The organism is Myxococcus sp. MH1 (assembly GCF_059738865.1).
On the sequence record NZ_AP026947.1, the window covers coordinates 8,596,983 to 8,617,575 of the forward strand.

Here is a 20,593-nt window from a genome sequence, read left to right on the forward strand (position 1 = left end):
TAGCTCCCACTCAGTTCACCATCGGGAAGCGAGCCCTCAGCGCTTCGAGCGCCGCCTGCTCCGCCCGTTCGATGAGGACCTGCTCTCCTCGGGGGACATCGACACGGTGGTACCAGGACTCGAAATGCGAGTCGATGACCCTCGTCGCCGCTTCGACCTCGTCACGCGTCGCGGTGCGATGCGCTGTCCGAAACTTCGTCCAGAGTCGGCTGACCCGCTCGTGAATGAAGTCCTGGACCACGGCGAGCCGACTCGATGCATTGATGTCCTCGGCAGGGAACAAATGTGCGTATTCCAGGGGGCGCCGATGATGGACCGGGTAGCGCTCGGGGAATGCATCCATGGTGGCGGCCAGGTCGGGGTGGACCTTCTTGTAGGCGGCTCGCGCGGCCTTTCGCAGTCCGTGCTTCTCGCCCAGGTCGAGCGGCGTAGACGCCAGCTTCTCGATGCGGGCCATAAGCGCGCGCAGCTCACTGCGTTCGCTGGTGGTGAGAGCCCGCTCCCCTTCGAGTTGGACCTTCGCCCACAATCGCTCGAAAGCACGGCCCTCGCTCTGGGGAACACGGGACAACATCGTCCGCAGCCAGCCGCTCGCAGCCTCTTTGCCTTGCTGGAGCGCCTTGCGAACGACACCACCGCCACGCACGGCGAGGATGCCAGCTCCCTTGATGGCGATGGCGCCCACGTACCAGAGCGCCAGTTCCTGCACGCCCCGCTGCGCCAACCAGGTGAAACCATCCGAGACGCCTTGGCGCCACCGTCGCAAGATGTCTTCGTGCATCGCACGGTATTCGGCCGCGACCTCTGGCTCGAGTCCCTGCGGCGGCGTGAAATCGACGACTCGCGCGGACTCCACCCACCCTCCGCCGTCCCCTTGCGCCAACCGGATTCCAAACCGGACGGTGCGCTCCCCCAGGCCCTCCTGAAACGCTCGAGCCAGCCGCCCCACTTCATGAGCAAGCCGAGGCGGTACCCCTGAGGAGCTGCCTGCTCCACTCCGAGTCACATGGAAGCGGTGCAACTCCCACTGCGCCAGGCGACCGTCTTCTAGCGCCGCGTCAGCCTCCAGCCAGGCCTCACCACTCCGGGGAGCCCCCACCCCGGCCAGAAGGCGCGCCAGTTCCTCTGGAACAGCATCGCGTTCAGCATCGTCTCCCCAATGCACTGGGAGCGTCCTGGCCTCGGGCGGTCGCTCCGCGTGTCGATGGAACGCATAGTCCACCCGCCACTCGGCCTCGTCCCGATGCAGCGACAACACCACCTGACCCGTGCGCTCCATGCCGTAGCCAGCAAGCACGTCTCTCAGCACAGCTTTCGTGTCCGCCAAGGAAACCGGACGTCCACGGAGCCCGGTTCGCTCGCGCGACTCATAACTCGTCCAGGTCAGAGCACCTCGCTCCAACCAGAACGTCAGCGTCAGATGGGCCCCTACCGAGCCGATGTCGGCAACAGCCGCTCCCACCTGTTCGACAACCCGAGAGACCTCTGCCTCGGAGGCCCGCCGCATCGCGGTCTCGTCCTCTGGCGAGAGGGCGCCAGGTCCCAGCCAGACACCTCCGCCAGAACCCGCGGAGGTCGTCGCACAACCCGCTACCGAAAGAGCGATGGCGAGCAGCAGCCACATGCCGCCTACCCGAACGACTGCCACCCCGCGTCGCGGCGAATCGAGCATTTCCTCTCCATGAAATGACGGGCACCGCATCGCATCACGCCCGAACTCCACTCCGGGCGATACGACAAGAATCAGAGCGCGTTCGTAGCGCTTATCGCTCGGGCAACACGTACGTCACCGGCTTCGGCAGCATCACACGGACTTCATCCCCCGCGCGGATGACGCCGGGCCGGTCCACCCAGGCCACGAGCCCCCGCTTCTCCCACGCGGCCTTCACGAAGCGGCTCGCGAGCTTCTCCTTGTCTGGATGGTGCTCGCCAATCACCTTGCCCGGCCCGATACAGGGCTCGTTCTCCCCCTCCACCGCCAGCACCGCGTCCTCGGGGAAGAAGATGCGCGAGCCCGGCGGCAGGAACGTCAGCTGGGGGATGCCCACCAGCTCCAGGTTGGCTCCCAGCCATGACGCCAGGACCTTCGGGATGCCGAGCGTCTGGGCCACCACCGCCAGCTCCTCCGTCGACACCAGCGACAGCTGCCGCGTGTTCCGGATGGGCGTCCCCTTCGGGTACCACGGCGTACGCACGTCCGCCGGCCGCGTGTGTCCCGCGTGCCTGTCCCCGTCGATGCCCTCGAACGTCACGCGCACTTCCGCCAGCTCGCGCGTGACGAAGGTCTTCTTCTCGGTGCACACCAGGACTCGGACCGCGCGGCCGAAGAGCTGCGGAGACGGAGGCATGCCCCTCTTCTACTCCGCTCCCCTACCGCTTCACAGCAACGCGAGCTGCTGCGGCTTGCCCCCGAGTGGCCGGGCATCCACCCCGTCGTCCCGCAGCGCCTGCGCCAGCTCCTCCGCGAAGCCGAAGCACGTAATCACCTCGCTCGCCCCCGTCGCCTTCACGTACGCCTTCAACGACGGGAAGTCCGCGTGGTCCGACACCGGGAACGCCACGTCCGCGCCGTAGCGCCGCGCCGCCCCCGGGTCCATCGCCCACCCCGTCAACACCGCTGTCCCCCGAGGCCACAGGTGCGCCAGCGCCCCACCTCGCGCCTGGTGCGGCGGGAAGAACAGCACCTCGCCCGGCTCCACCGTCCCCGTGTAGCAGCGCAGGTTTTCAATCGGCACCCCCAGCTCTCCGTAGAGCCGGGCCACCTCGTAGATGGACGGGTGCGCCACCAGCGAGAACCCCCGGCCCGCGAGGAACTTCATCGACTCCTGGCTCTTGCCCAGCGGATACCCGAGCACCACCGGCACCGCGCCCCGCTCGAGCTGCCGACGCACCCACGCCTCCACCTGCCCCATCACCTCGTCACGCGGCGGGAAGCGATAGCGCGGATGCCCGAAGGTCGACTCGATGACCAGCGTGTCGCACTCGGCCACCTCCGTCGCCTCGGCCGTCAGCGACGGCACCACGTTCAAGTCCCCCGTGTAGACCACGCGCCGACCATCCGAGCGGATGACCCGCAGCTGCGCGCTGCCCAGGATGTGCCCCGCTGGCAGCAGCTCCAACACCAACGGCCCCAGCTCGAACGGCCGACGGTACGGCGCGGCCAGGGGCGCGCTCACCGGCCCCAGCCGGTGCTCCATGAAGCGCAGCGTCGCCGCCGTGGCGATGGTGCGCTCATGCCGGGCGATGTGGTCCGAATGCCCATGGCTCACGAAGCACAACGGCGACTTGCGCTTCGCGTCCAGCGACAGGAGGGTGCCCGTCAGGTGCATCCCGTTTCGACGCAGCTCCACACTCATGGGAAGGCTCGCGGATATAGCGCGTCACGGGCCCGGCGCCGCTTCTCTTCGGCCCGCCGCATGGCCGCTCGGGGGGCGTCAGCCCGGCCCCTGGACTGTGCGTGACTTCCACCACGCCCAGGCCGGTGAGCCCAGCTCCGCCACCAGCACCCCCAGGAGGATGAGCCCGCCGCCCATCGCCTCCGGCGTGCCCAGCCGCTCGTAGCCCAGCACCACCGAGTAGATGGACGCGAACACCGGCTCCAGCGCGTAGATGACCGCCGCGCGCACCGCGGACGTGCGCGCCTGCGCCCACGTCTGCACGCTGATGGCGAACGCGCTGGGCAACAGCCCACACACCAGCACCGCCATCACCAGCGAGGGCTGCCACTCCACCCTGCGCGTGACGAAGGGCAGGCACGCCGCGGACATCAGCGCCACGCCCCACAGCTGCACCGCCACCATCCCCAGCACGCCCTCCTTCGACGCGTACCGCTCCGTGAAGGTGATGTGCGCCGCGTACGCCACCGCGCAGCCGAGCGACAACATCTCCCCCAGGTTCAACCACCCGCCGCCCTCCCCCGGCGCGGGCCTGGTGAGCAGGTAGAGCCCCGCCGCCGACAGCGCCACGCCCACCAGCGCCGCGGGCTTCGGCGCCCGCCGGAACACCAGCAGCGTCAGCAGCGGGACGAACAGCACGCACATCCCGGTGATGAACGCCGAGCGCGACGGCGTGGTGAACGTCAGCCCCCACGTCTGGAGCGCGAAGCCCAGGAACAAGAACGTCGCCAGCAGCGCACCGTGACGCAGGTTCCTCGGGTTCAGCACCTGCCGGCCCGCGAGCGCGCTCAGCGCCACCGCGCCCACCCCGAAGCGCAGCGACAGGAAGGTGAACGGGTCCGCGTAGCTCAGCGCGTCCTTCACCACCACGAAGGTGACGCCCCAGATGAGGGTGATGAAGACGAGCGCGCCGTCCGCCTGGAGACCGCGGAGTCTCCCCAGGAAGGACGGCTCACGGCCCAGGCTGTCGGGAGTGGAGGCGCTCACGGAGGGCACGACGTTTCGCCTACCCCGAGGTGCCGCGCAACCCCCGTCGCGTCAGGGCGCGGAGGCCCGCTCCAGGACGACCAGGCGCTTGGAGCGACCCGCCGCGTCCCACGCCTCGTTCGTGCGCCGGGTCAGCGCCTCCGTGGCGAGGCGGAAGCCCAGGCCCTCGAAGGTCTTCAGCGACGCGGCGTTGTCCTCGTCCACGTCCGCCTGCACGCTCGGCTCGCCCTGTCGGTGGGACTCCTCCAGCAGGCACTCCAGCAGCTGCGTCGCCACACCCATCCGCCGGGCCTGCGGCGCCACCACCAGCGAGCGCACCCAGACGCCGTCCAGGGGCAACCCCTCCTGGCGATACGAGTCCACCCACGCGAAGCCGTGCAGCCGCCCCTTCGAGTCCAGCGCGCCCGCCGCCGCGCCCCGACGCTCGGTCGGCTCCAGCCCCCAGCGCTCGCGCAGCTGCCGGCGCAGGAAGCTCGCGGAGACCACCAGGCGCTCGCTCGCGAAGGTGACGAGCGCGTCCAAATCCTCGGCCCGCAGCAGGCGTATCTCCAGCGGCCCCACCAGGTGGCGCCGCAGGGGCCTGGACCAGTTGGAGAAGAAGAAGTCCCGCACGCCCCGATAGACTAGCCGGGTCCGGGGCTGTGCCCACGCGGTCGCCAGCGTCCACTGCGTCACCCACAGCGCCGGACCCAAGGGCCGGGGCAGCGGGAGCAGCCACCTTCCACGCCGCAGCGCGACGGCGCGCCCCAGCAGCTCCCCGTCCGACCGCTCCTCGGCGCCCAGCAGCGGCGCCGTGCTCCACGGCTGGGTGGCCACCACCACCTGGGCCGTCAGCATCCGCCCCTGGCGCACCAGCACCACGTCACCACGCGCCGTCTCGTCCGGCCCGCAGCGCAGCACCCGCACCGAGTCACCGGCGCGTAGCAGCGGGAACAGGCCCCCGCCCACACCGCGCACCCAGAGCTTCTGCCCGGGTGGCAGCGCCCTCAGCACGTCCAGCAGCACCTCGGTGGAAGGCGTCTTCCGCGGCGGCACACGCCACCTCCGGGGAAGTCCGGCCCTGCTCGTGCCTTCCCCTCGTCCGCCGGAATGTAGCCCCTTCGCTCTCCCACACCAACCGACCCGGACCCGGCCCTATCAACCGCCCCTGGGTCCCGCTAAGAGGAGGACGCCACCCACCGGCCGGAGGGCGGCGCAAGGAGGAGTGAGGTCATGGACGCGACGCCCGAGGGCTCGCTGGTGCCGCAGCGGGGTTGGTGGAGTCGGAACTGGAAGTGGGTGGTGCCCGTGGGCTGCCTGGGCCTGCTGGCCTCGTGCGGCTGCCTGGGCTTCGCGATGGTGGGGCTCGGCATGAAGTCGCTGAGCAACATGGGCGCGTACACGGACGCGGTGGCCATCGCCCAGTCCGACGCGCAGGTGCGACGCGCGCTCGGCACTCCCATCCAGACGGGCCTGCCGAAGCAGTCGGCGGTCCAGTCCATCAACGGCCAGACGCACGCGAAGTTCACCATCCCCCTGGATGGCCCGCAGGCCGACGGCACGCTCTTCATCGACGCGACGAAGCAGGGCGAGGACGAGTGGCGCTACGACACGCTCGCCGTGGAGCTGGAGGACGGCAGCCGCATCGACCTGCGTGACGACGCGCCCGATGCCCCCGACGCGTTCCCCAGCGAGGAGACGCCCGAGGACGACGAGCCGCTGCCGCCACCCCCGGAGCCCCCCGGCGCCGACGAGAACGTCCCGGCCCGCGGTGGCCGCGACAGCGACATCGAGCTGTAGCGACACGACAAGGCGCGCGGGCACTGCGCGGCCATGCGCCCCGCCCGCGCCATACCCGTGGAAGCCCACGGGGCGTGGGGCGAGTGCCTCGCGACCATGGGCCTCGCCCGCCCTGCGCCCCTGCAAGCCCACGGGGGCGTGCTCGCCCGCCGTCGGGTGTGCCCCCGGAAACGACGAAGGGGCGAGCGTGGGAGCCCTGAGGTCCCCACTCCCGCCCCTCGTCAGCCCGAACGGGCCCGAAGCGCTACTTCAGCTTCTGCAGCTCCGAGCGCAGCTCGGGGAGGACCTTGAACAGGTCCGCGACGATGCCGTAGTCCGCCACCTGGAAGATGGGGGCCTCGGCGTCCTTGTTGATGGCGACGATGGTCTTCGAGCTCTTCATGCCCGCCAGGTGCTGGATGGCGCCGCTGATGCCCGCGGCGATGTACAGCGCCGGCGCCACGACCTTGCCCGTCTGACCGACCTGCAGGTCGTTGGGAACCCAACCCGCGTCGCACACCGCGCGGGACGCGCCCACCGCGGCGCCCAGGTCATCGGCCAGCGCCTCGATCTCCTTGAAGTCGCCCTTGGTGCCACGGCCACCGGAGACGACGACGCGCGCCTCGGTCAGCTCCGGGCGAGCGCTCTTCACTTCCTTGAACTCGACGAACTTCGTCTTGGAGGCCTCGATCTTCGGCGCGAAGGTCTTCACCTCGGCGGCGCCCTGGCCACCGGCGGCCGCGGTGAACTCCGTGGCGCGCACGGTGAACACCTTGACCGGCGTGGTGAGCTTCACCTCGGCGAACACGTTGCCGGCCCACATCGGGCGGTGGAAGGTGATGTCCGCGCCCGAGCCACCCAGGCCCGTGATGTCCGTGGCCATGGCGGCCTTCAGACGCGCGGCGAGGCGGGGCATCAGGTCCTTGCCCTGCGCGGTGGACGCCATGCCCACGAAGTCCGCCTTGAGCTCGGTGGCGAGCGCGGCGAGCGCGGGGGCGTACGTCTCCGCCAGGTAGTGCTCCAGCTCCGCGGCGGCGCCCACGTGCACGGCCTTGGCGCCGGTGCCCTTGAGCTCCTCGGCCACCTTGGCCGGGTCCTTGCCGAGGATGGCGATGTGCAACTCCGCCCCGGCCTTGTCCGCGAGCTGCTTGCCCGCGGTGATGGCGTTCAGGGAGGCCTTGCGGAGGTTCCCGTCCGGCTGCTGCTCGGCGACGATGAGAACGATTGGCATTGGAGTGTCTCCGTATCTTCCGAGAGGGTTAGACGACCTTCGCCTCGTTGCGCAGCTTGTCCACCAGCGTGGCCACGTCCGGCACCTTGATGCCGGCCTTGCGCGCGGGCGGAGACGCCAGCTTCAGCACCTGGATCTTCGGGGCCACGTCCACGCCAAGCCCCGCCGGCGTCAGCTCCTCGATGGGCTTGCTCTTGGCCTTCATGATGCCCGGCAGGCTCGCGTAGCGCGGCTGGTTCAGGCGCAGGTCCGTGGTGACGACGGCGGGCAGCTGGCACTCCAGCGTCGCGAGCCCGTTGTCGACCTCGCGCACCACCTGGACGGCCTTCTTGTCCGCGGTGAGCTTGACGGCCGGCTCCTTGTTCTTCTCCTCGGCGCTCTCCAGCGACTCCACCTTGGAGGCGAACGTGGCCTGGCCCCAGCCCAGGAACTCGGCCAGGTACTGGCCCACCTGGTTCTGGTCGTCGTCGATGGACTGCTTGCCCAGGATGACCAGGTCCGGCTTCTCCTTCTCGGTCACCTTCTGGAGCAGGCCGGCGATGCCCAGCTGATCCAACGGGCCCGTGTGGTTCACCCACACGGCGCGGTGCGCGCCCATGGCCAGCGCGTGGCGCAGCTGCTCCTGCACCTCCTTGCCGCCGATGGACACCACCACCACTTCACCCTGGTGCTTGGCGACGAGCCGGAGGCCTTCCTCCACGCCAATCTCATCGAAGGGGTTGATCTTGTACTTGAGCCCCTCCTGGACGATGCCCGAGCCATCGGGCTTCACCTTGATTTTCGACTCGGGGTCTTCCACGCGCTTGGCGGTGACGAGGATCTTCACGGCGGCTTCTCCTTGCGGGAGGCGTTTTAGAAGGCTGGAAAACAGTCCGGCGCGCTTGGATTGACGCGACGCGCGAACGGCCTGGGTTAATAGGCATCCGGGCACCACGGCGGCAACGGGAAACGGCCGCCGGGCCCAGTTCTGCTTTTCTACTTGAACAGTTCTCGAGCGATGACGAGGCGCTGGACCTGGCTGGTCCCCTCGTACACCTGGATGAGCTTCGCGTCGCGCATCAGCTTCTCCACGGGGTACTCCTTGATGTACCCGTAGCCGCCGTAGACCTGGACCGCGTCGGTGGCGACCTTCATGGCCATGTCGGCGGCGAAGGACTTGGCGTAGCTGGACTGGAGGGTGCTGCGCTTGCCCTGGTCCAACAGCCACGCGCTCTCGTAGGTGAGCATGCGGGCCGCGTGGGTGTTCATGGCCATGTCGGCAATCATGAACTGGATGGCCTGGTGCTCGATGATGGGCTTGCCGAACGTCTTGCGCTGCGAGGCGTACTCCATGGAGTGCTCGAGCGCGGCGCGGGCGATGCCCACGGAGAACATGGCGGTCAGCGGGCGGCTGTTGTCCAGCGTGGCCATGGCGATGGCGAAGCCCTGGCCCTCCTCGCCGATGCGGTTTGCCACCGGCACGCGCACGTCCTCGAACGTGAGCGACACGGTGTCGCTGGCGCGCTGGCCCATCTTGTTCTCGTGCTTGCTGACGGACAGCCCCTTGGGGCGGCCCTCGACGACGAAGCAGGTGATGCCCTTGTGCTTCTTCGCCTTGTCCACGGTGGCGAACACCGTGTACTGCTCGGCGTGACCGCCGTTGGTGATGAAGCACTTCGCGCCGTTGATGACGTACTCGTCACCCTCGCGGCGCGCCGTGGTCTGCATGTTGGCCACGTCACTGCCGGCCTCGGGCTCGGTGAGGCAGAACGAGGAGAACTTCAGCTTCTCGGCGAAGTGGCCGAGCAGGCGCTTCTTCTGCTCCTCGGTGGCGGCGAGGATGATGGGCAGGTTGGCCAGGTCGTTGGCGATGATGGACGTGGCCACCCCCGCGCAGCCCCAGCTGAGCTCCTCCGCGACGATGGTCTGGTCCAGGTGCGACAGGCCCACCCCGCCGTACTCGGACGGGATGGCCATGTTCAGCAGGCCCAGCTCGAACGCGGTGGCCAGCAGGTCCCGAGGGAACGTCGCCGTCTCATCGTAGTGCGCCGCCTTGGGGCGGACGACCTCGCGGGCGTACTTCCGCGCCGTCTGCTGCAGCGCGCGCTGGTCCTCGGAGAGCTCGAATTCCATGAGATTCCTCGTGATGGGGTCGACGTGTTGACTCGGGAGTCAACGAATACATGCCGTCACGAGAAATCTCCAGCCCAACCCGCCTGGGAAGTGAGTGGTGCGCGGGGGGTCGGCCGACGCCCCGGGGGCCTGTCCTCTGGCACCCGGGGACGAGGCACGTGATTACTTCGCGGCCTTGGGGACCTTTTCCCAATCCGCGAGGAACTTCTTGATGCCCGCGTCGGTCAGCGGGTGGTTGGCCAGCTGGGTGATGACGTTGTACGGCAGCGTGGCGACGTGGGCGCCCATGCGAGCGGACTGGAGCACATGGACGGGGTTGCGCACGCTGGCGACGAGCACCTGCGTGTCGAAGTCATAGTTCTGATAGATCTCCAGGATGTTGGAGATGAGCTCCATGCCGTCCTGGGAGATGTCGTCCAGCCGGCCGACGAAGGGCGACACGTAGGTGGCGCCGGCCTTGGCGCACAGCAGGGCCTGGTTGGCGGAGAAGATGAGGGTGACGTTGGTGCGGATGCCCTCGGCGGTGAGCGCCTTGACGGCCTTCACGCCCTCGACGCCCATGGGAATCTTCACCACGACGTTGTCGTGGATCTTCGCCAGGGTGCGGCCCTCGGCGATGAGGCCTTCGGCGTCCAGGGAGACGGCCTCGGCGCTGATGGGGCCGTCGACGATGGAGCAGATCTCCCGGATGGTCTCCTCGAGGCCGCGGCCGACCTTGGCCAGGAGCGAGGGGTTCGTCGTCACGCCGTCCACGCAGCCCATCGCGTGGGCCTTGCGAATCTCCTCCACGTCCGCGCTGTCGATGAAGAACTTCATCTGTTCACTCTCCTGGATGGGCCCGCGAATGAGGGCGAGGGATGGGGTCGGCTCCGAGGGAGCCGGGCGAGCAGGCGCGTAACCGATGCCCCCCCACGCGTCAAGGGTGGCCCCAGGCGGGAGTGGGAGGTAGAAGGCGAAGCCGTCGCCATGGCCCGCTCCCCACGCTCCGCCGCCAAGAAGCCCCGTCTGCGCGCCCTCCCCGGCCGCTCCACCCCGGCCCCCACGTCCGAGCTGGACGACGAGGCCCTGCTCGCGTGCGCGCGCGACGTGCTGGAGGCGGAGTCGCGCGCCATCCTCGGCGTGACGGCGCGGCTGGGCGCGCCCTTCGTGCGCGCGGTGCGGCTGGTGCGCGAGTGTCAGGGACAGGTCATCGTGACGGGCATGGGGAAGGCGGGCCACATCGGCCAGAAGCTCTCCGCCACGCTCGCGTCCACGGGTGTCCGCTCGGTGTTCCTGCACCCCGCGGAGGCGGTGCACGGGGACCTGGGCCGGGTGGCGCGCGGGGATGTCATCCTGGCGTTGTCGAACAGCGGCTCCACGGAGGAGCTGGTGCGGCTGCTCCCGTCGTTCAAGCGCATGGCCACGCCGGTCATCGCGTTGACGGCGGACACGCAGAGCGCGCTGGCGCGTGGCTCGGACGTGGTGCTGGAGATTGGCCACATCGAGGAGGCGTGTCCGATGGGGCTGGTCCCCACGGCGTCCACGGCGGCGCTGCACGCGCTGGGCGACGCGCTCACGATGGCGGTGCTGCGCTCGCGGCCGTTCGGGACGGATGACTACGCGCTGCTCCACCCGGGTGGGAAGCTGGGCCGCTCGGTGCAGCGCGTGTTCGAGCTGATGCGCACGGGGCCCGCCAACCCGCTGGTGCGCGACACCGCCACGCTGTCGGAGGTGGTGGGGGTGATGACGAAGACACCGGGCCGGCCGGGCGCGGCCTGCGTGGTGGACCGCACGGGGCGGCTGGTGGGCATCTTCACGGACGGCGACCTGCGCCGCCGCGTGGAGCAGGGGCTCACCGACTTCAAGATCCAGGTGCGCGACGTGATGGGCAAGCAGCCGCGCTGCGTGACGCCGGAGACGCTGGCGCTCTCGGCCACCGCGCAGATGCGCGAGCTGAAGGTGGACCAGCTGCCCGTGGTGGACGTCGAGGGCCGCGCCGTGGGCCTGCTCGACGTGCAGGACCTGCTCGCCGCGAAGTTCGTCTGACGGGCCGCGACGCGCGGGCGCTCGCCGACGTGCCCACCGGAGGGGTCCGTGGGTTCGTGCCACCCACGCGCGCCTCAAGGAGCACCTCGCCGCGTGTGGACTCAAAGCACGGCGCCATCGCATCAACTCGGTGGTGCCGCGCCCGCGCAAGCACCGGCATCCCTGAACGGTACGGACGCCCCTGCGTTCGCCAGGGCCAGCGCCCCCAGGCAGCGCCCGCGTCAGCATCGATCTCGCTCGCCTGGACGGACGGACCTCCACCACCAGCGTCAACGCACCGCCGACGCAGTGCGGACCACACGGTGCACATCCTGGTATCTCGCGACGGGCGGGATTCCCCGCGATGCCACGAGCCCATTGCACCGCCTCTTGGCGGTGCGGGCCCAGCTGACACCTACCGCGACAGCTTCGCCTGGAGGCCGGCCTTGTTGTAGTCGGGCGCGTCCGAGGACAGCTTCTCCCAGAGCGCCTTGGCGCCCTTGGCGTCACCCTTCTCGAGCAGCATGTCGCCCAGCTTCTCCACCGACGCCGGGTCCGACTGCACCGCCACGCCCCACACGCGCGCGGCCATGGGCCGCCCCAGGCCCACCAGCGCCCACGCCATGCCCGCCTTCGCGCGGCCGTTCTCCGGCTGGAAGGGCACCACACGCGTGTAGTTGCCGAGCGCCTCCTGGAAGCGCCCCTTCGCCAGGTGCTCCTCACCCTCCTCCACCAGCTTCGTCAGGCCCTGCTCCAGCTCCGGCGTGCGCTCGGTGTTCTTCACCGCGTCCACCATCTCCGGCGTCAGCGGACGCGGCGCGTCCTGCGCGGGAGCGGCGGCCAGCGCCTGCGACAACCGGATGCGGCGGTCCTCGGCGCGCGCCGCGAGCAGCTTCGCGCGCCCACCCGCCTTCACCGTCTCGTCCACCAGCGCCGACATCCGCTTCGCCGTGGCCGCGCGCGCGGAGTTGGGGTTGAGGGCCTGCACCGCCTCGAAGCCCTCGTGCGCCTGCTTCAGCGCCGCCAGGTCCTCGCCCTTCGTCTCGAACAACACCGAGGCGCGCCCGTAGAGCGCCTCCTCGTGCCGGGGCTCCACCTCCAGCACCGCGCCGTACGCCGCCAGCGCCGCCGCCGAATCTCCGCCCAGGTACAGCGCGTTGGCGCGCATGACCCCCGTCTCCAGCACGGGCTCCAGCGCCGCGCGAGCACAGGCCGCCGCGCCCGCCGCGTCACCCTTCTTCGCGCGCTCGCTCGCCACCTGCCCCATCGCCTCCAGCGGCTGGCCCGGCGTGAAGCCACACTTCGCGGCCTCCGCCGTCGGCACCGGCGTCTTGCCCAGCTTCTTCTTCTGCGCCAGGAACAGGTCGCGCACCGGCTTCGCTCGCTCCTCGGCCTGCTGCAGGTACGTGTCCGCGTCCACGTTGCGGCCGTTCACGTAGTACAGCCGGCCCAGCGACGCGGCGATCTCGAACGTCTTCTCGCGCCCCTTCAGCCCCTCCGTGGAGTCGAGCTGACGCAGCAGCTCGTCCGCGGACGGAGGCGCCTTGCCCGTGCCCGACAGCGGCGGGTGCCCCGAGGGCAGCGCGTCCGGAGACGTCGGCGTCTGCCCTTCGAGCGGAGGATGCCCTTGCGGCAGCGCGCCCCCCGCGCCCATGGACGGCGCGGTGGGGGACGCCTGCGTCCCCGGGGGGACGGGCGGGTGACCAGGGGGCAGAGAAGAGGGCTCGGCGGCGAGCAGCGCCGCGGTGGCCAGGGCCAGGGAGAGGTTCATGTCTCGTTGCTCGGCAGGCTCGCTTCGGGCCACCAGGTGGCTTCACTCCTGCGGACATCCTGCGGGGCGAGTTTCCCGAGGAGCTCCTTCACCGTCGTCCCCAACACGGGGTGCAGCAGGTCCGGCGCCAGCTCCGCCAACGGCTCCAGCGCGAAGCGACGCTTGTGCAATTCAAGGTGCGGCACCTGGAGGTGCGGGTCCGCCACCACCTGGCCCTCCCAGAAGAGGATGTCCAGGTCGATGGTGCGCGGGCCCCAGTGCTGCTCGCGGCGCCGGCCCAGGTCCTTTTCAATCTGCTGGAGGATGACCAACAGGCGCTGCGGGGACAGCGCGCAGTCCAGGGCCACCACCGCGTTGAGATAGCGCGGCTGCGGCGGCCCGACGGGGGCGCTGTCGAAAAGAGAGGAACAACGAAGCACCGCCACCGCATCGATGCGGGACAGCGCGGTGAGGGCGGCGACCAGGTGGGACTCGCGGTCCCCCTCGTTCGAGCCCAACCCGACGTAGACGATGGTGCTCACGGCTCCAGCTCAACTGGATTGAGCAGCGTCCCGATTCCCTCGATTTCCACTTCAACCGAGTCACCGGCCGCAAGCTTCCCCACTCCCGAGGGCGTGCCGGTGGAAATCATGTCCCCTGGGAGCAGCGTCATGATGTGGGAGATGAACGACACCAGGCGAGCGGGGCTGAACACCATGTCGGAGGTGCGGCTGTCCTGGCGCACCTGCCCGTTCACCCGGCAGGAAATCTGGAGGTCGGCGGGCGACAGGCCCGTCACCGCCCACGGCCCCGCACACGCGAAGGTGTCGTAGCCCTTGGCGCGCGTGTGCTGCGTCTCGCGCTTCTGGATGTCTCGCGCGGTGACGTCGTTGAAGCACGTCAGGCCCCAGATGGCGCGCGCGGCGGTCATCTCGTCGGCGTTCTTGAGCTTCTCGCCGATGACGAGCGCCAGCTCCGCCTCGAAGTGCACCTCCTGGCTCGCCTTGGGGATGCGGATGGGGGAGCGGGGGCCGTTGAGCGCGGTGGAGGGCTTGGTGAAGATGAGCGGCTCGACGGGCACGGGCTTGCCCATCTCCTCCGCGTGCTTGCGGTAGTTCTGGCCGATGCAGACGACCTTCGACGCGTCCGCGGGCACCAGCAGCGTCACCGCGGACAGCGAGCGGCGGATGCCCGTGTCCTTGACGCCGGTCAGCCAGGGCGCCGAGGAGAGCACCACCACCTCGGTGCCCTCGACGCGGCCGTGGTGCGCGCGGCCCTCGTAGAGGAAGCGGCAGTAGCGGGCGGTCGTCATGAAGTCCTCTGGAAGCCGAGCACGTCGGCCATGTCATACAGCCCCGGCGGGCGGCCCACCACCCAGCGCGCCGCGCGCAGCGCCCCCAGCCCGAACTGGTCGCGGCTGGTCGCCCGGTGCGTCAGCTCGATGCGCTCGCCCTCGCCGAAGAAGTACACGGTGTGCTCGCCCACCACATCCCCCCCGCGCAGCGTCTGCACGCCAATCTCCTTCGCGGGGCGCGCGCCCGTCTGCCCGTGGCGCGCGAACGTCAGGTCGTCCTGCGTGCGGCCCAGCGCGGAGGCGAGCACCTCCGCCAGCCGCAGCGCCGTGCCGCTGGGCGCGTCCTTCTTCATCCGGTGGTGCGCCTCCAGCACCTCCACGTCGAAGCCCGGGCCCAGGACACGCGCCAGCTCCGCGGCCACGCGGATGACCAGGTTGACGCCCACCGACATGTTCGGCGCGGCGACGATGGGCACCTGCTTCGCGCTCTCGGCCAGCGCCTGCGACGCCTCCGGAGAGAAGCCGGTGGAGCCGCACACGAAGGCCACGCCGCGCTCGGCGCACGCCTTCGCGTGGGCCACGCTGACCTCCGCGCTGGTGAAGTCGATGACCACGTCCGCCTTGGCCGCATCCAGCGCGCGGCCCAGGTCGTCGGACACCTGCACCTCGAGCGCGCCGATGCGCGCCGCAAGCCCCGCGTCCAGGCCCACCGAGGCGCTGCCGGGCCGCTCCGTGGCGCCGACGACCTGGAGGTCCTCCGCGTCGCGCGACAGGCGCAGGAGCGTGCTGCCCATGCGTCCGGTGATGCCGGTGATGACGGTGCGAATCATGGTGGGCCGCGCTCCTGGCGTGTCGTGGCGTGTGGCGCTCGGCAGAGCGGCTTCAGTGCTTCAGCAGGCCCAGCTGACGCAGCTCCTCGGCGAGCTTCGTCGCGTTGGGCTCCGTCATGGGCACCAGCGGCAGCCGCACCTCCGGCCCGAAGAGGCCCAGCAGGTGCAGGCCCCACTTCACGGGGATGGGGCTGGACTCCACGAAGAGCAGCCGGTGGAGGGGGTTGAGCTTCACCTGGAGCTCGCGCGCGCGGGCGATGTCGCCGGCCCGCGCGGACGCCACCAGGTCCGCCATCATCCGGGGCGCCACGTTGGACGACACGGAGATGACGCCCTTGCCGCCGCAGGCGATGAAGGGCAGCACCGTGAAGTCGTCACCGGACAGGAGCGTCAGCCGCTCGCCGCACTTCTCCAGGATGTCCACCGCCCGGGCCATGTTGCCGGTGGCCTCCTTGATGGCCACCACCTCCGGGAAGTCGCACAGCCGCTGCACCGTCTCCGGCAGCAGGTCCACGCCGGTGCGGCCGGGGACGTTGTACGCGATGATGGGGAAGCCCGGGTGCGCCCTGGCCACCGCGCGGAAGTGCTCCACCAGGCCCGCCTGCGTGGGCTTGTTGTAGTACGGCGTGACGATGAGCGTGCCGTCCGCGCCCGCGTCCCGCACGCGCGCCACGCCCTCGATGACCTCGGCGGTGTTGTTGGAGCCCGCGCCGCCGACCACCAGGGCCCGGCCCTTCGACTCCTCCACCACCACGCGCACCGCGCGGGCGCGCTCGTCCGCGGACATGGTGACCGACTCACCCGTGGTGCCCATGGGGATGAGCACGCTGGTGCCGCCCTCGAGCTGCTGCCGCACCAGCGCCCGGTAGGCCGACTCGTCGAGCGCGCCGTTGCGGAACGGGGTGGCCAACGCCGTCATGGAGCCTTCGAAGGTCTTCATGCCGGCGCTTATATGTTCAGGCCCGCTCGCCGCGCCAGAGATCCTCGGTGCGCTCGCGCTCCCGCACCACCCGCCAGGCCCCCTCGGCCACCAGCACCTCCGCCGGACGGGGGCGGGAGTTGTAGTTGGAAGCCATGCTCATGCCGTAAGCCCCGGCGCTGAGGAAGGCATACAGCTCGCCCGGCTGGGGGAGGACCAGGGAGCGCGCCTGGGCCAGCACGTCGGTGGACTCACACACCGGCCCCACCACATCCACCTCCACTTCCTTGCCCCGCCGCTTCACCAGCGGGACGAAGCCGTGGTGGGCCTCGTAGAGGGCCGGGCGCAGCAAGTCATTCATGCCCGCATCGACGATGGCGAAGCGCTTGGCCGGGGTCTGCTTGCGGTACAGCACGCGCGTGAGCAGCACGCCCGCGTTGCCCACCAGCGAGCGCCCGGGCTCCAGCACCAGCCGCGCGCCCGTGTCCTTCGTGGCCGCGAGCACCACGCGCGCGTACTCCGCCACCGACGGCGGCGTCTCGTCCGTGTACGTGATGCCCAGCCCACCGCCCACGTCCAGGTACTCCAGCGGGTGCTTGCGCGCCTTGAGCTCGCGGTACAGGCCCGCCACCTTGGTGAGCGCCGCGCGCACCGGCGAGCTCTGCGTGAGCTGCGAGCCGATGTGACAGTCCAGGCCGAAGGCCTTGAGGCCCCGCATCTTCCTGGAGCGCTCGTACAGCGCCACCGCCTCCTCGAAGGGCACGCCGAACTTGGACGTCTTCAGCCCGGTGGCGATGTAGCGGTGCGTGCGCGCGTCCACCTCCGGGTTCACGCGCAGGGCGAACGGCGCCTTCTTCCCGAGCCGCCGGCCCACCGCGTCCAGCGCCTCCAGCTCCTCGGCGCTCTCCACGTTGAACAGGAGCAGGCCCGCGTCCAGCGCGGCCGCCATCTCCTCCGGCGTCTTGCCCACGCCCGCGAACACCGTCTTCGCGGCCTCGCCGCCCGCCTGCCGCACGCGGGCCAGCTCCCCGCCGGAGACGATGTCGAAGCCCCCGCCCAGCCCCGCGAACAGCCGCAGGATGGAGAGGTTCGAGTTGGCCTTCACCGAGTAGCAGATGAGGGGCCGGGCCTCGCCGAAGGCGTCGACGACGGCGCTGAAGTGGCCGGTGAGCGCCGCGGAGGAATAGACGTAGGCGGGCGTGCCCACCGCGTCCGCGATGGCGGGCAGCGGCACGCCTTCCGCGTGCAGCACGCCCTTTCGATAGGTGAAGAAGCTCACGGGACTCCGGCGTCCGCGTCGGTGGTGGTGGTCGGCGTCACCACGCCACCATCCGTCGTCGGAGACACGGAGGGCCCGGTGGGCGCCACCGTCGTCGGCGCGGTGTCCGACGGCGGAGGAGGCGTCTCCGTCGCGGGCGCGCTCGGCGCCAGCGGCGGCTTGGGCGCGCCCTTGATGCCACACGCCACCACCCCCAGCACGAGGAGGGCGGCGATGCTCAGCGAAGAGAGGGCGCGCTTCATGACTAGAACTTCACGCCCAGCCAGCCGCGGATGGTGTGCGGCGTCTCCAGGTCCCGACGCAGCACCTCCTGGTACTGCTGCAGGCCGCTCATCGGGAAGAGGATGCCGTAGGCCAGGCCCGCGATGAAGCCGTCCTCGGTGGTGTAGTCCACGCCCGCGTTCAGCTCGATGCCCAGCGACTTGCTGGTGAACGACGGCGTCGACTCGGCGTAGAGCGCCTGCGAGTAGATGAGGCGGCCGTACACGTCGATGCCCGGCGCCACCGCGTACTTCACGGACGGGCGGATGTAGAACGCGTCGGTGATGCCGCCGATGAGCTGGCGCCACAGGATGAGGTCCACGCGGTAGTCGCGGTTGAAGCGGAAGTTGCGGATGGCGTCATCCGCGCAGCCGCCCGCGTCGCAGCGGTACTGGGGGCCTTCCACGTCGCCCGGCTGGGTGTAGTTGTTGGGGCCGTTCGGGTTGCCGGAGCCGGTGCGGCCCGGGTAGTTGCCGAAGCCCGGCGCCTTGTCACCGGAGGCGAAGCCCAGCTCCAGGCCCACGGTCAGCTTGTTCTCCGCCGCCTTCACCTCACCCTGGAGCACGCCACCGAACTGGGCCACGCGCAGGCTGGGGTCCGCCATCGCCTCGTTCAGGCTGAGGCCGCGGCTGTTGATGCTGCCGAGCACCGCCGCCAGCTCCATCTCGATGCGCCAGGAGCGCTCCTCGTAGCGCAGCCAGAAGTCCGGGACGTACAGCTTGGCGTCGCGGGGGATGAAGCTCACCTGCCCCGTCGTGTCGTTGGTGATGTCCTGGTAGTTCTGCGTGCGGTAGGTGAAGTGCAGGCCGTACTGGAGCACGCCCTGGTTGTTGTCGAGCTTGGAGCGGATCTGCGCGTCCGTGTCCCGGCGGGCGATGGCAATCACCCAGCTGTGGGCGTCATCGGCCTGGGTCAGGTCCACCGGCTCGCCCTGGGCGCCCGTGCGGTACACCGAGCCCTCGGAGTTGAAGTCCAGCATCGGCGTGACGTACCAGCCGGCGAACGGCTCGGTGACGAACTGGATGCGGTCCACGGTGTCGCCGAAGTCGCAGTCGAAGCAGTTGCCGTCGTTGCGCAGCATGCCCAGGCCCCAGTGGCTGCCCATGCGGCCGAAGCGCAGGATGCCCACCGGCGTGTTCACCTCGCCGTAGGCGCGGCGCAGCTTGATGGAGTCCGACAGCGTGTTGCCCAGCGACTCCTGGTCCTCGGAGAAGATGGTGAAGACGTTGCGCGCGTCACCCGGGTAGAGCGTGTCCGGCGTGGAGCCCAGCACCAGGTTGTCCAGGCCGTCCACCTGGAGCTTGATCTTCACCTGCTCGGAGATGTTGAACGTGGGGTCCAGGCGCAGGCGCATGGTGGCGAACGACTGGGTGTTCGCCGACGTGCGCGAGGAGCGCGGGAAGAGGTCCTGGCCCGCGATGGTGGCCGGGACGCGGCCCAGGTCGAACTTGTAGAAGAGCGTGGGGCGCAGGCGGAAGTAGCCGTCGAGCTGGAAGACCTCCAGCTTGCGCTTCTCCTCGGGGTACTCCTCGCTCCACTCCTCGCCGTTGAGGGACTGCTTGGCGGCCTCGGCGCGAATCTCTCCGCGCAGCTCCTGCTTGGTGGCCTCCAGGTCGTCCTGGGTGACCGCCTCGGCCGCGGGCACGGTGGTGGCGGCGGGCTGCGCGGCGGCGGGCTGCTCGGGGGCGGTGGCCGGAGCCTCGGGGGCGGGGGCGGGCGCGGCCTCCGCGGGCGCGGGCGGAGGCGTGCCCCCGGCGGGCACCTGGGCGGTGGCCGTGGAGGAAGCGACGAGCAGCGCCGCCAGCAGGACGTGAGACATGGGCAACGATCTCCAGGGCCGCTCGGGGCGGCCGGGTCGGAAAGGCGGGCGATTCAAGCCATGGGACAGGGGGGTGTCAACGCCAACCGGGACGTCGGTTCGCGCCGTTGACGACAGGACGCCCGGGGTCATTTCCCTGCCCTCCCCCGGGGTTGGCACTTCGGACAGGCGTAGGTGGTGCGTCCCGCCTGGGTGAAGGACTCCACCGGCGAGCCGCACCTGGAGCACGGGCCCTCACCGCGGCCGTACACCAGGAACGGGTTCTCCGAGCCACCCTCCTCCAGGTACACGGGCTCCTCGCCCTGCTGCTCCTCGAGGCCGAAGTCGATGCTCTCCCGGATGGCCTGGACCAGGCGCTTCCAGTCCTCCGGGGTGAGGGTGGAGGGCTTGCGCGCGGGGTGCAGGCCCGCTCGGAACAGGGCCTCCGCGGCGTGGATGTTGCCCAGGCCGGCGATGCGCCCCTGGTCCATCAGCGCCACCTTCAGGTCCTGCTTCGAGGACGCTACGGCCTGCTCCAGCTGGCCGGCGGTGAGGCCGTCCGCCAGCGGGTCCCTCCCCAGTGCCTTCACCACGTCGAGCGAGCGCAGGCCCGCGGCGGGGGTCGGCTCCATGCGCCCGAACATGCGCGCGTCGGCGAAGTGCAGCACCTGGCCGTCGTCGAGGTGGAAGCGGGCGCGGCTGTAGGGGACGACGTCGGTGGGGGCGCGGCGCACGAACTTGCCCGTCATGCCCAGGTGGCCCAACAGGCCCCGGCCTTCCTCGAAGGAGAAGAGCAGGTACTTGCCCCGGCGCACGAGCGACTCCAGCCGCCCCTGCAGCTGAGCGAAGCGCGCACGGTCGGCGCCGCGGAAGACGCGGGTGTCATCCGCCTCCGCGCGCACGAGTCGACGGCCCGTGAACCAGCGCACCAGATTGCGCCGGGCGATCTCCACTTCGGGTAACTCGGGCATCCGC

The 20,593-nt window shown here is 70.4% G+C and carries 20 protein-coding genes; 2 read left to right on the forward strand and 18 right to left on the reverse strand.

The window, feature by feature from the left end; genetic code table 11:
• Positions 1-10: 10 nt before the first annotated feature.
• From AC6JA9_RS33835 to AC6JA9_RS33855, 5 genes are all read right to left on the reverse strand, one after another.
• Positions 11-1,624, reverse strand: coding sequence for a hypothetical protein (locus tag AC6JA9_RS33835; RefSeq protein WP_497958388.1), 1,614 nt, complete (start codon positions 1,622-1,624; stop codon positions 11-13).
• A 139-nt stretch (positions 1,625-1,763) separates the two neighbouring features.
• On the reverse strand, positions 1,764-2,348 hold the full coding sequence (locus AC6JA9_RS33840) for an MOSC domain-containing protein (protein WP_497958389.1): 585 nt from the start codon (positions 2,346-2,348) through the stop codon (positions 1,764-1,766).
• Positions 2,349-2,378: 30 nt separating this feature from the next.
• On the reverse strand, positions 2,379-3,356 hold the full coding sequence (locus tag AC6JA9_RS33845) for an MBL fold metallo-hydrolase (protein ID WP_141327351.1): 978 nt from the start codon (positions 3,354-3,356) through the stop codon (positions 2,379-2,381).
• Between the two features lie 78 nt (positions 3,357-3,434).
• The gene (locus AC6JA9_RS33850) at positions 3,435-4,382 is read right to left on the reverse strand and encodes a DMT family transporter (protein ID WP_267699720.1); all 948 of its coding nucleotides are present in this window, start codon (positions 4,380-4,382) and stop codon (positions 3,435-3,437) included.
• A gap of 51 nt (positions 4,383-4,433) precedes the next feature.
• Positions 4,434-5,417 (reverse strand): GNAT family N-acetyltransferase, encoded by a 984-nt coding sequence (locus AC6JA9_RS33855; protein WP_497958390.1) that lies wholly within the window; start codon positions 5,415-5,417, stop codon positions 4,434-4,436.
• A gap of 177 nt (positions 5,418-5,594) precedes the next feature.
• Between AC6JA9_RS33855 and AC6JA9_RS33860 the strand changes: the two genes are divergently transcribed.
• On the forward strand, positions 5,595-6,161 hold the full coding sequence (locus AC6JA9_RS33860; protein ID WP_223748494.1) for a cytochrome c oxidase assembly factor Coa1 family protein: 567 nt from the start codon (positions 5,595-5,597) through the stop codon (positions 6,159-6,161).
• Positions 6,162-6,405: 244 nt separating this feature from the next.
• Here AC6JA9_RS33860 and AC6JA9_RS33865 read toward each other — a convergent pair whose 3' ends face one another.
• From AC6JA9_RS33865 to fsa, 4 genes are all read right to left on the reverse strand, one after another.
• On the reverse strand, positions 6,406-7,371 hold the full coding sequence (locus tag AC6JA9_RS33865) for an electron transfer flavoprotein subunit alpha/FixB family protein (RefSeq protein ID WP_223781668.1): 966 nt from the start codon (positions 7,369-7,371) through the stop codon (positions 6,406-6,408).
• Between the two features lie 28 nt (positions 7,372-7,399).
• On the reverse strand, positions 7,400-8,197 hold the full coding sequence (locus AC6JA9_RS33870) for an electron transfer flavoprotein subunit beta/FixA family protein (RefSeq protein WP_046715805.1): 798 nt from the start codon (positions 8,195-8,197) through the stop codon (positions 7,400-7,402).
• Positions 8,198-8,346: 149 nt separating this feature from the next.
• Positions 8,347-9,483: an acyl-CoA dehydrogenase family protein gene (locus AC6JA9_RS33875; protein WP_497958391.1), complete on the reverse strand. Its 1,137-nt coding sequence runs from the start codon at positions 9,481-9,483 to the stop codon at positions 8,347-8,349.
• A gap of 162 nt (positions 9,484-9,645) precedes the next feature.
• Positions 9,646-10,299, reverse strand: coding sequence for a fructose-6-phosphate aldolase (gene fsa, locus AC6JA9_RS33880; RefSeq protein ID WP_141327363.1), 654 nt, complete (start codon positions 10,297-10,299; stop codon positions 9,646-9,648).
• A gap of 150 nt (positions 10,300-10,449) precedes the next feature.
• Here fsa and AC6JA9_RS33885 point away from each other — a divergent pair, with 150 nt between their 5' ends.
• Positions 10,450-11,508, forward strand: a complete 1,059-nt coding sequence (locus AC6JA9_RS33885) for a KpsF/GutQ family sugar-phosphate isomerase (RefSeq protein ID WP_223748491.1) — start codon at positions 10,450-10,452, stop codon at positions 11,506-11,508.
• Positions 11,509-11,902: 394 nt separating this feature from the next.
• Here the strand turns inward: AC6JA9_RS33885 and AC6JA9_RS33890 are convergent, their stop codons facing one another.
• The 9 genes from AC6JA9_RS33890 to mutM all read right to left on the reverse strand — a co-directional run bounded on the left by AC6JA9_RS33890 (position 11,903) and on the right by mutM (position 20,589).
• Positions 11,903-13,258: a tetratricopeptide repeat protein gene (locus AC6JA9_RS33890; protein ID WP_223781666.1), complete on the reverse strand. Its 1,356-nt coding sequence runs from the start codon at positions 13,256-13,258 to the stop codon at positions 11,903-11,905.
• Positions 13,255-13,779, reverse strand: coding sequence for a 2-amino-4-hydroxy-6-hydroxymethyldihydropteridine diphosphokinase (gene folK, locus AC6JA9_RS33895; protein WP_046715810.1), 525 nt, complete (start codon positions 13,777-13,779; stop codon positions 13,255-13,257). Before folK ends, AC6JA9_RS33890 begins: the two co-directional genes overlap by 4 nt.
• Positions 13,776-14,549, reverse strand: a complete 774-nt coding sequence (locus tag AC6JA9_RS33900; RefSeq protein ID WP_223748489.1) for a fumarylacetoacetate hydrolase family protein — start codon at positions 14,547-14,549, stop codon at positions 13,776-13,778. The genes folK and AC6JA9_RS33900 overlap by 4 nt, the downstream gene beginning before the upstream one ends.
• On the reverse strand, positions 14,546-15,361 hold the full coding sequence (gene dapB, locus AC6JA9_RS33905; protein WP_223748488.1) for a 4-hydroxy-tetrahydrodipicolinate reductase: 816 nt from the start codon (positions 15,359-15,361) through the stop codon (positions 14,546-14,548). The genes AC6JA9_RS33900 and dapB overlap by 4 nt, the downstream gene beginning before the upstream one ends.
• Before the next feature lie 52 nt (positions 15,362-15,413).
• The gene (gene dapA / locus AC6JA9_RS33910; protein ID WP_223781665.1) at positions 15,414-16,301 is read right to left on the reverse strand and encodes a 4-hydroxy-tetrahydrodipicolinate synthase; all 888 of its coding nucleotides are present in this window, start codon (positions 16,299-16,301) and stop codon (positions 15,414-15,416) included.
• A gap of 16 nt (positions 16,302-16,317) precedes the next feature.
• On the reverse strand, positions 16,318-17,559 hold the full coding sequence (lysA, locus tag AC6JA9_RS33915) for a diaminopimelate decarboxylase (protein ID WP_223781664.1): 1,242 nt from the start codon (positions 17,557-17,559) through the stop codon (positions 16,318-16,320).
• Positions 17,556-17,801: a hypothetical protein gene (locus AC6JA9_RS33920; RefSeq protein WP_223748485.1), complete on the reverse strand. Its 246-nt coding sequence runs from the start codon at positions 17,799-17,801 to the stop codon at positions 17,556-17,558. The genes lysA and AC6JA9_RS33920 overlap by 4 nt, the downstream gene beginning before the upstream one ends.
• Before the next feature lie 2 nt (positions 17,802-17,803).
• Positions 17,804-19,639, reverse strand: coding sequence for a TIGR04551 family protein (locus tag AC6JA9_RS33925; RefSeq protein ID WP_408889360.1), 1,836 nt, complete (start codon positions 19,637-19,639; stop codon positions 17,804-17,806).
• Between the two features lie 128 nt (positions 19,640-19,767).
• Positions 19,768-20,589 (reverse strand): bifunctional DNA-formamidopyrimidine glycosylase/DNA-(apurinic or apyrimidinic site) lyase, encoded by an 822-nt coding sequence (mutM, locus tag AC6JA9_RS33930; protein WP_223781662.1) that lies wholly within the window; start codon positions 20,587-20,589, stop codon positions 19,768-19,770.
• Positions 20,590-20,593: the final 4 nt, after the last annotated feature.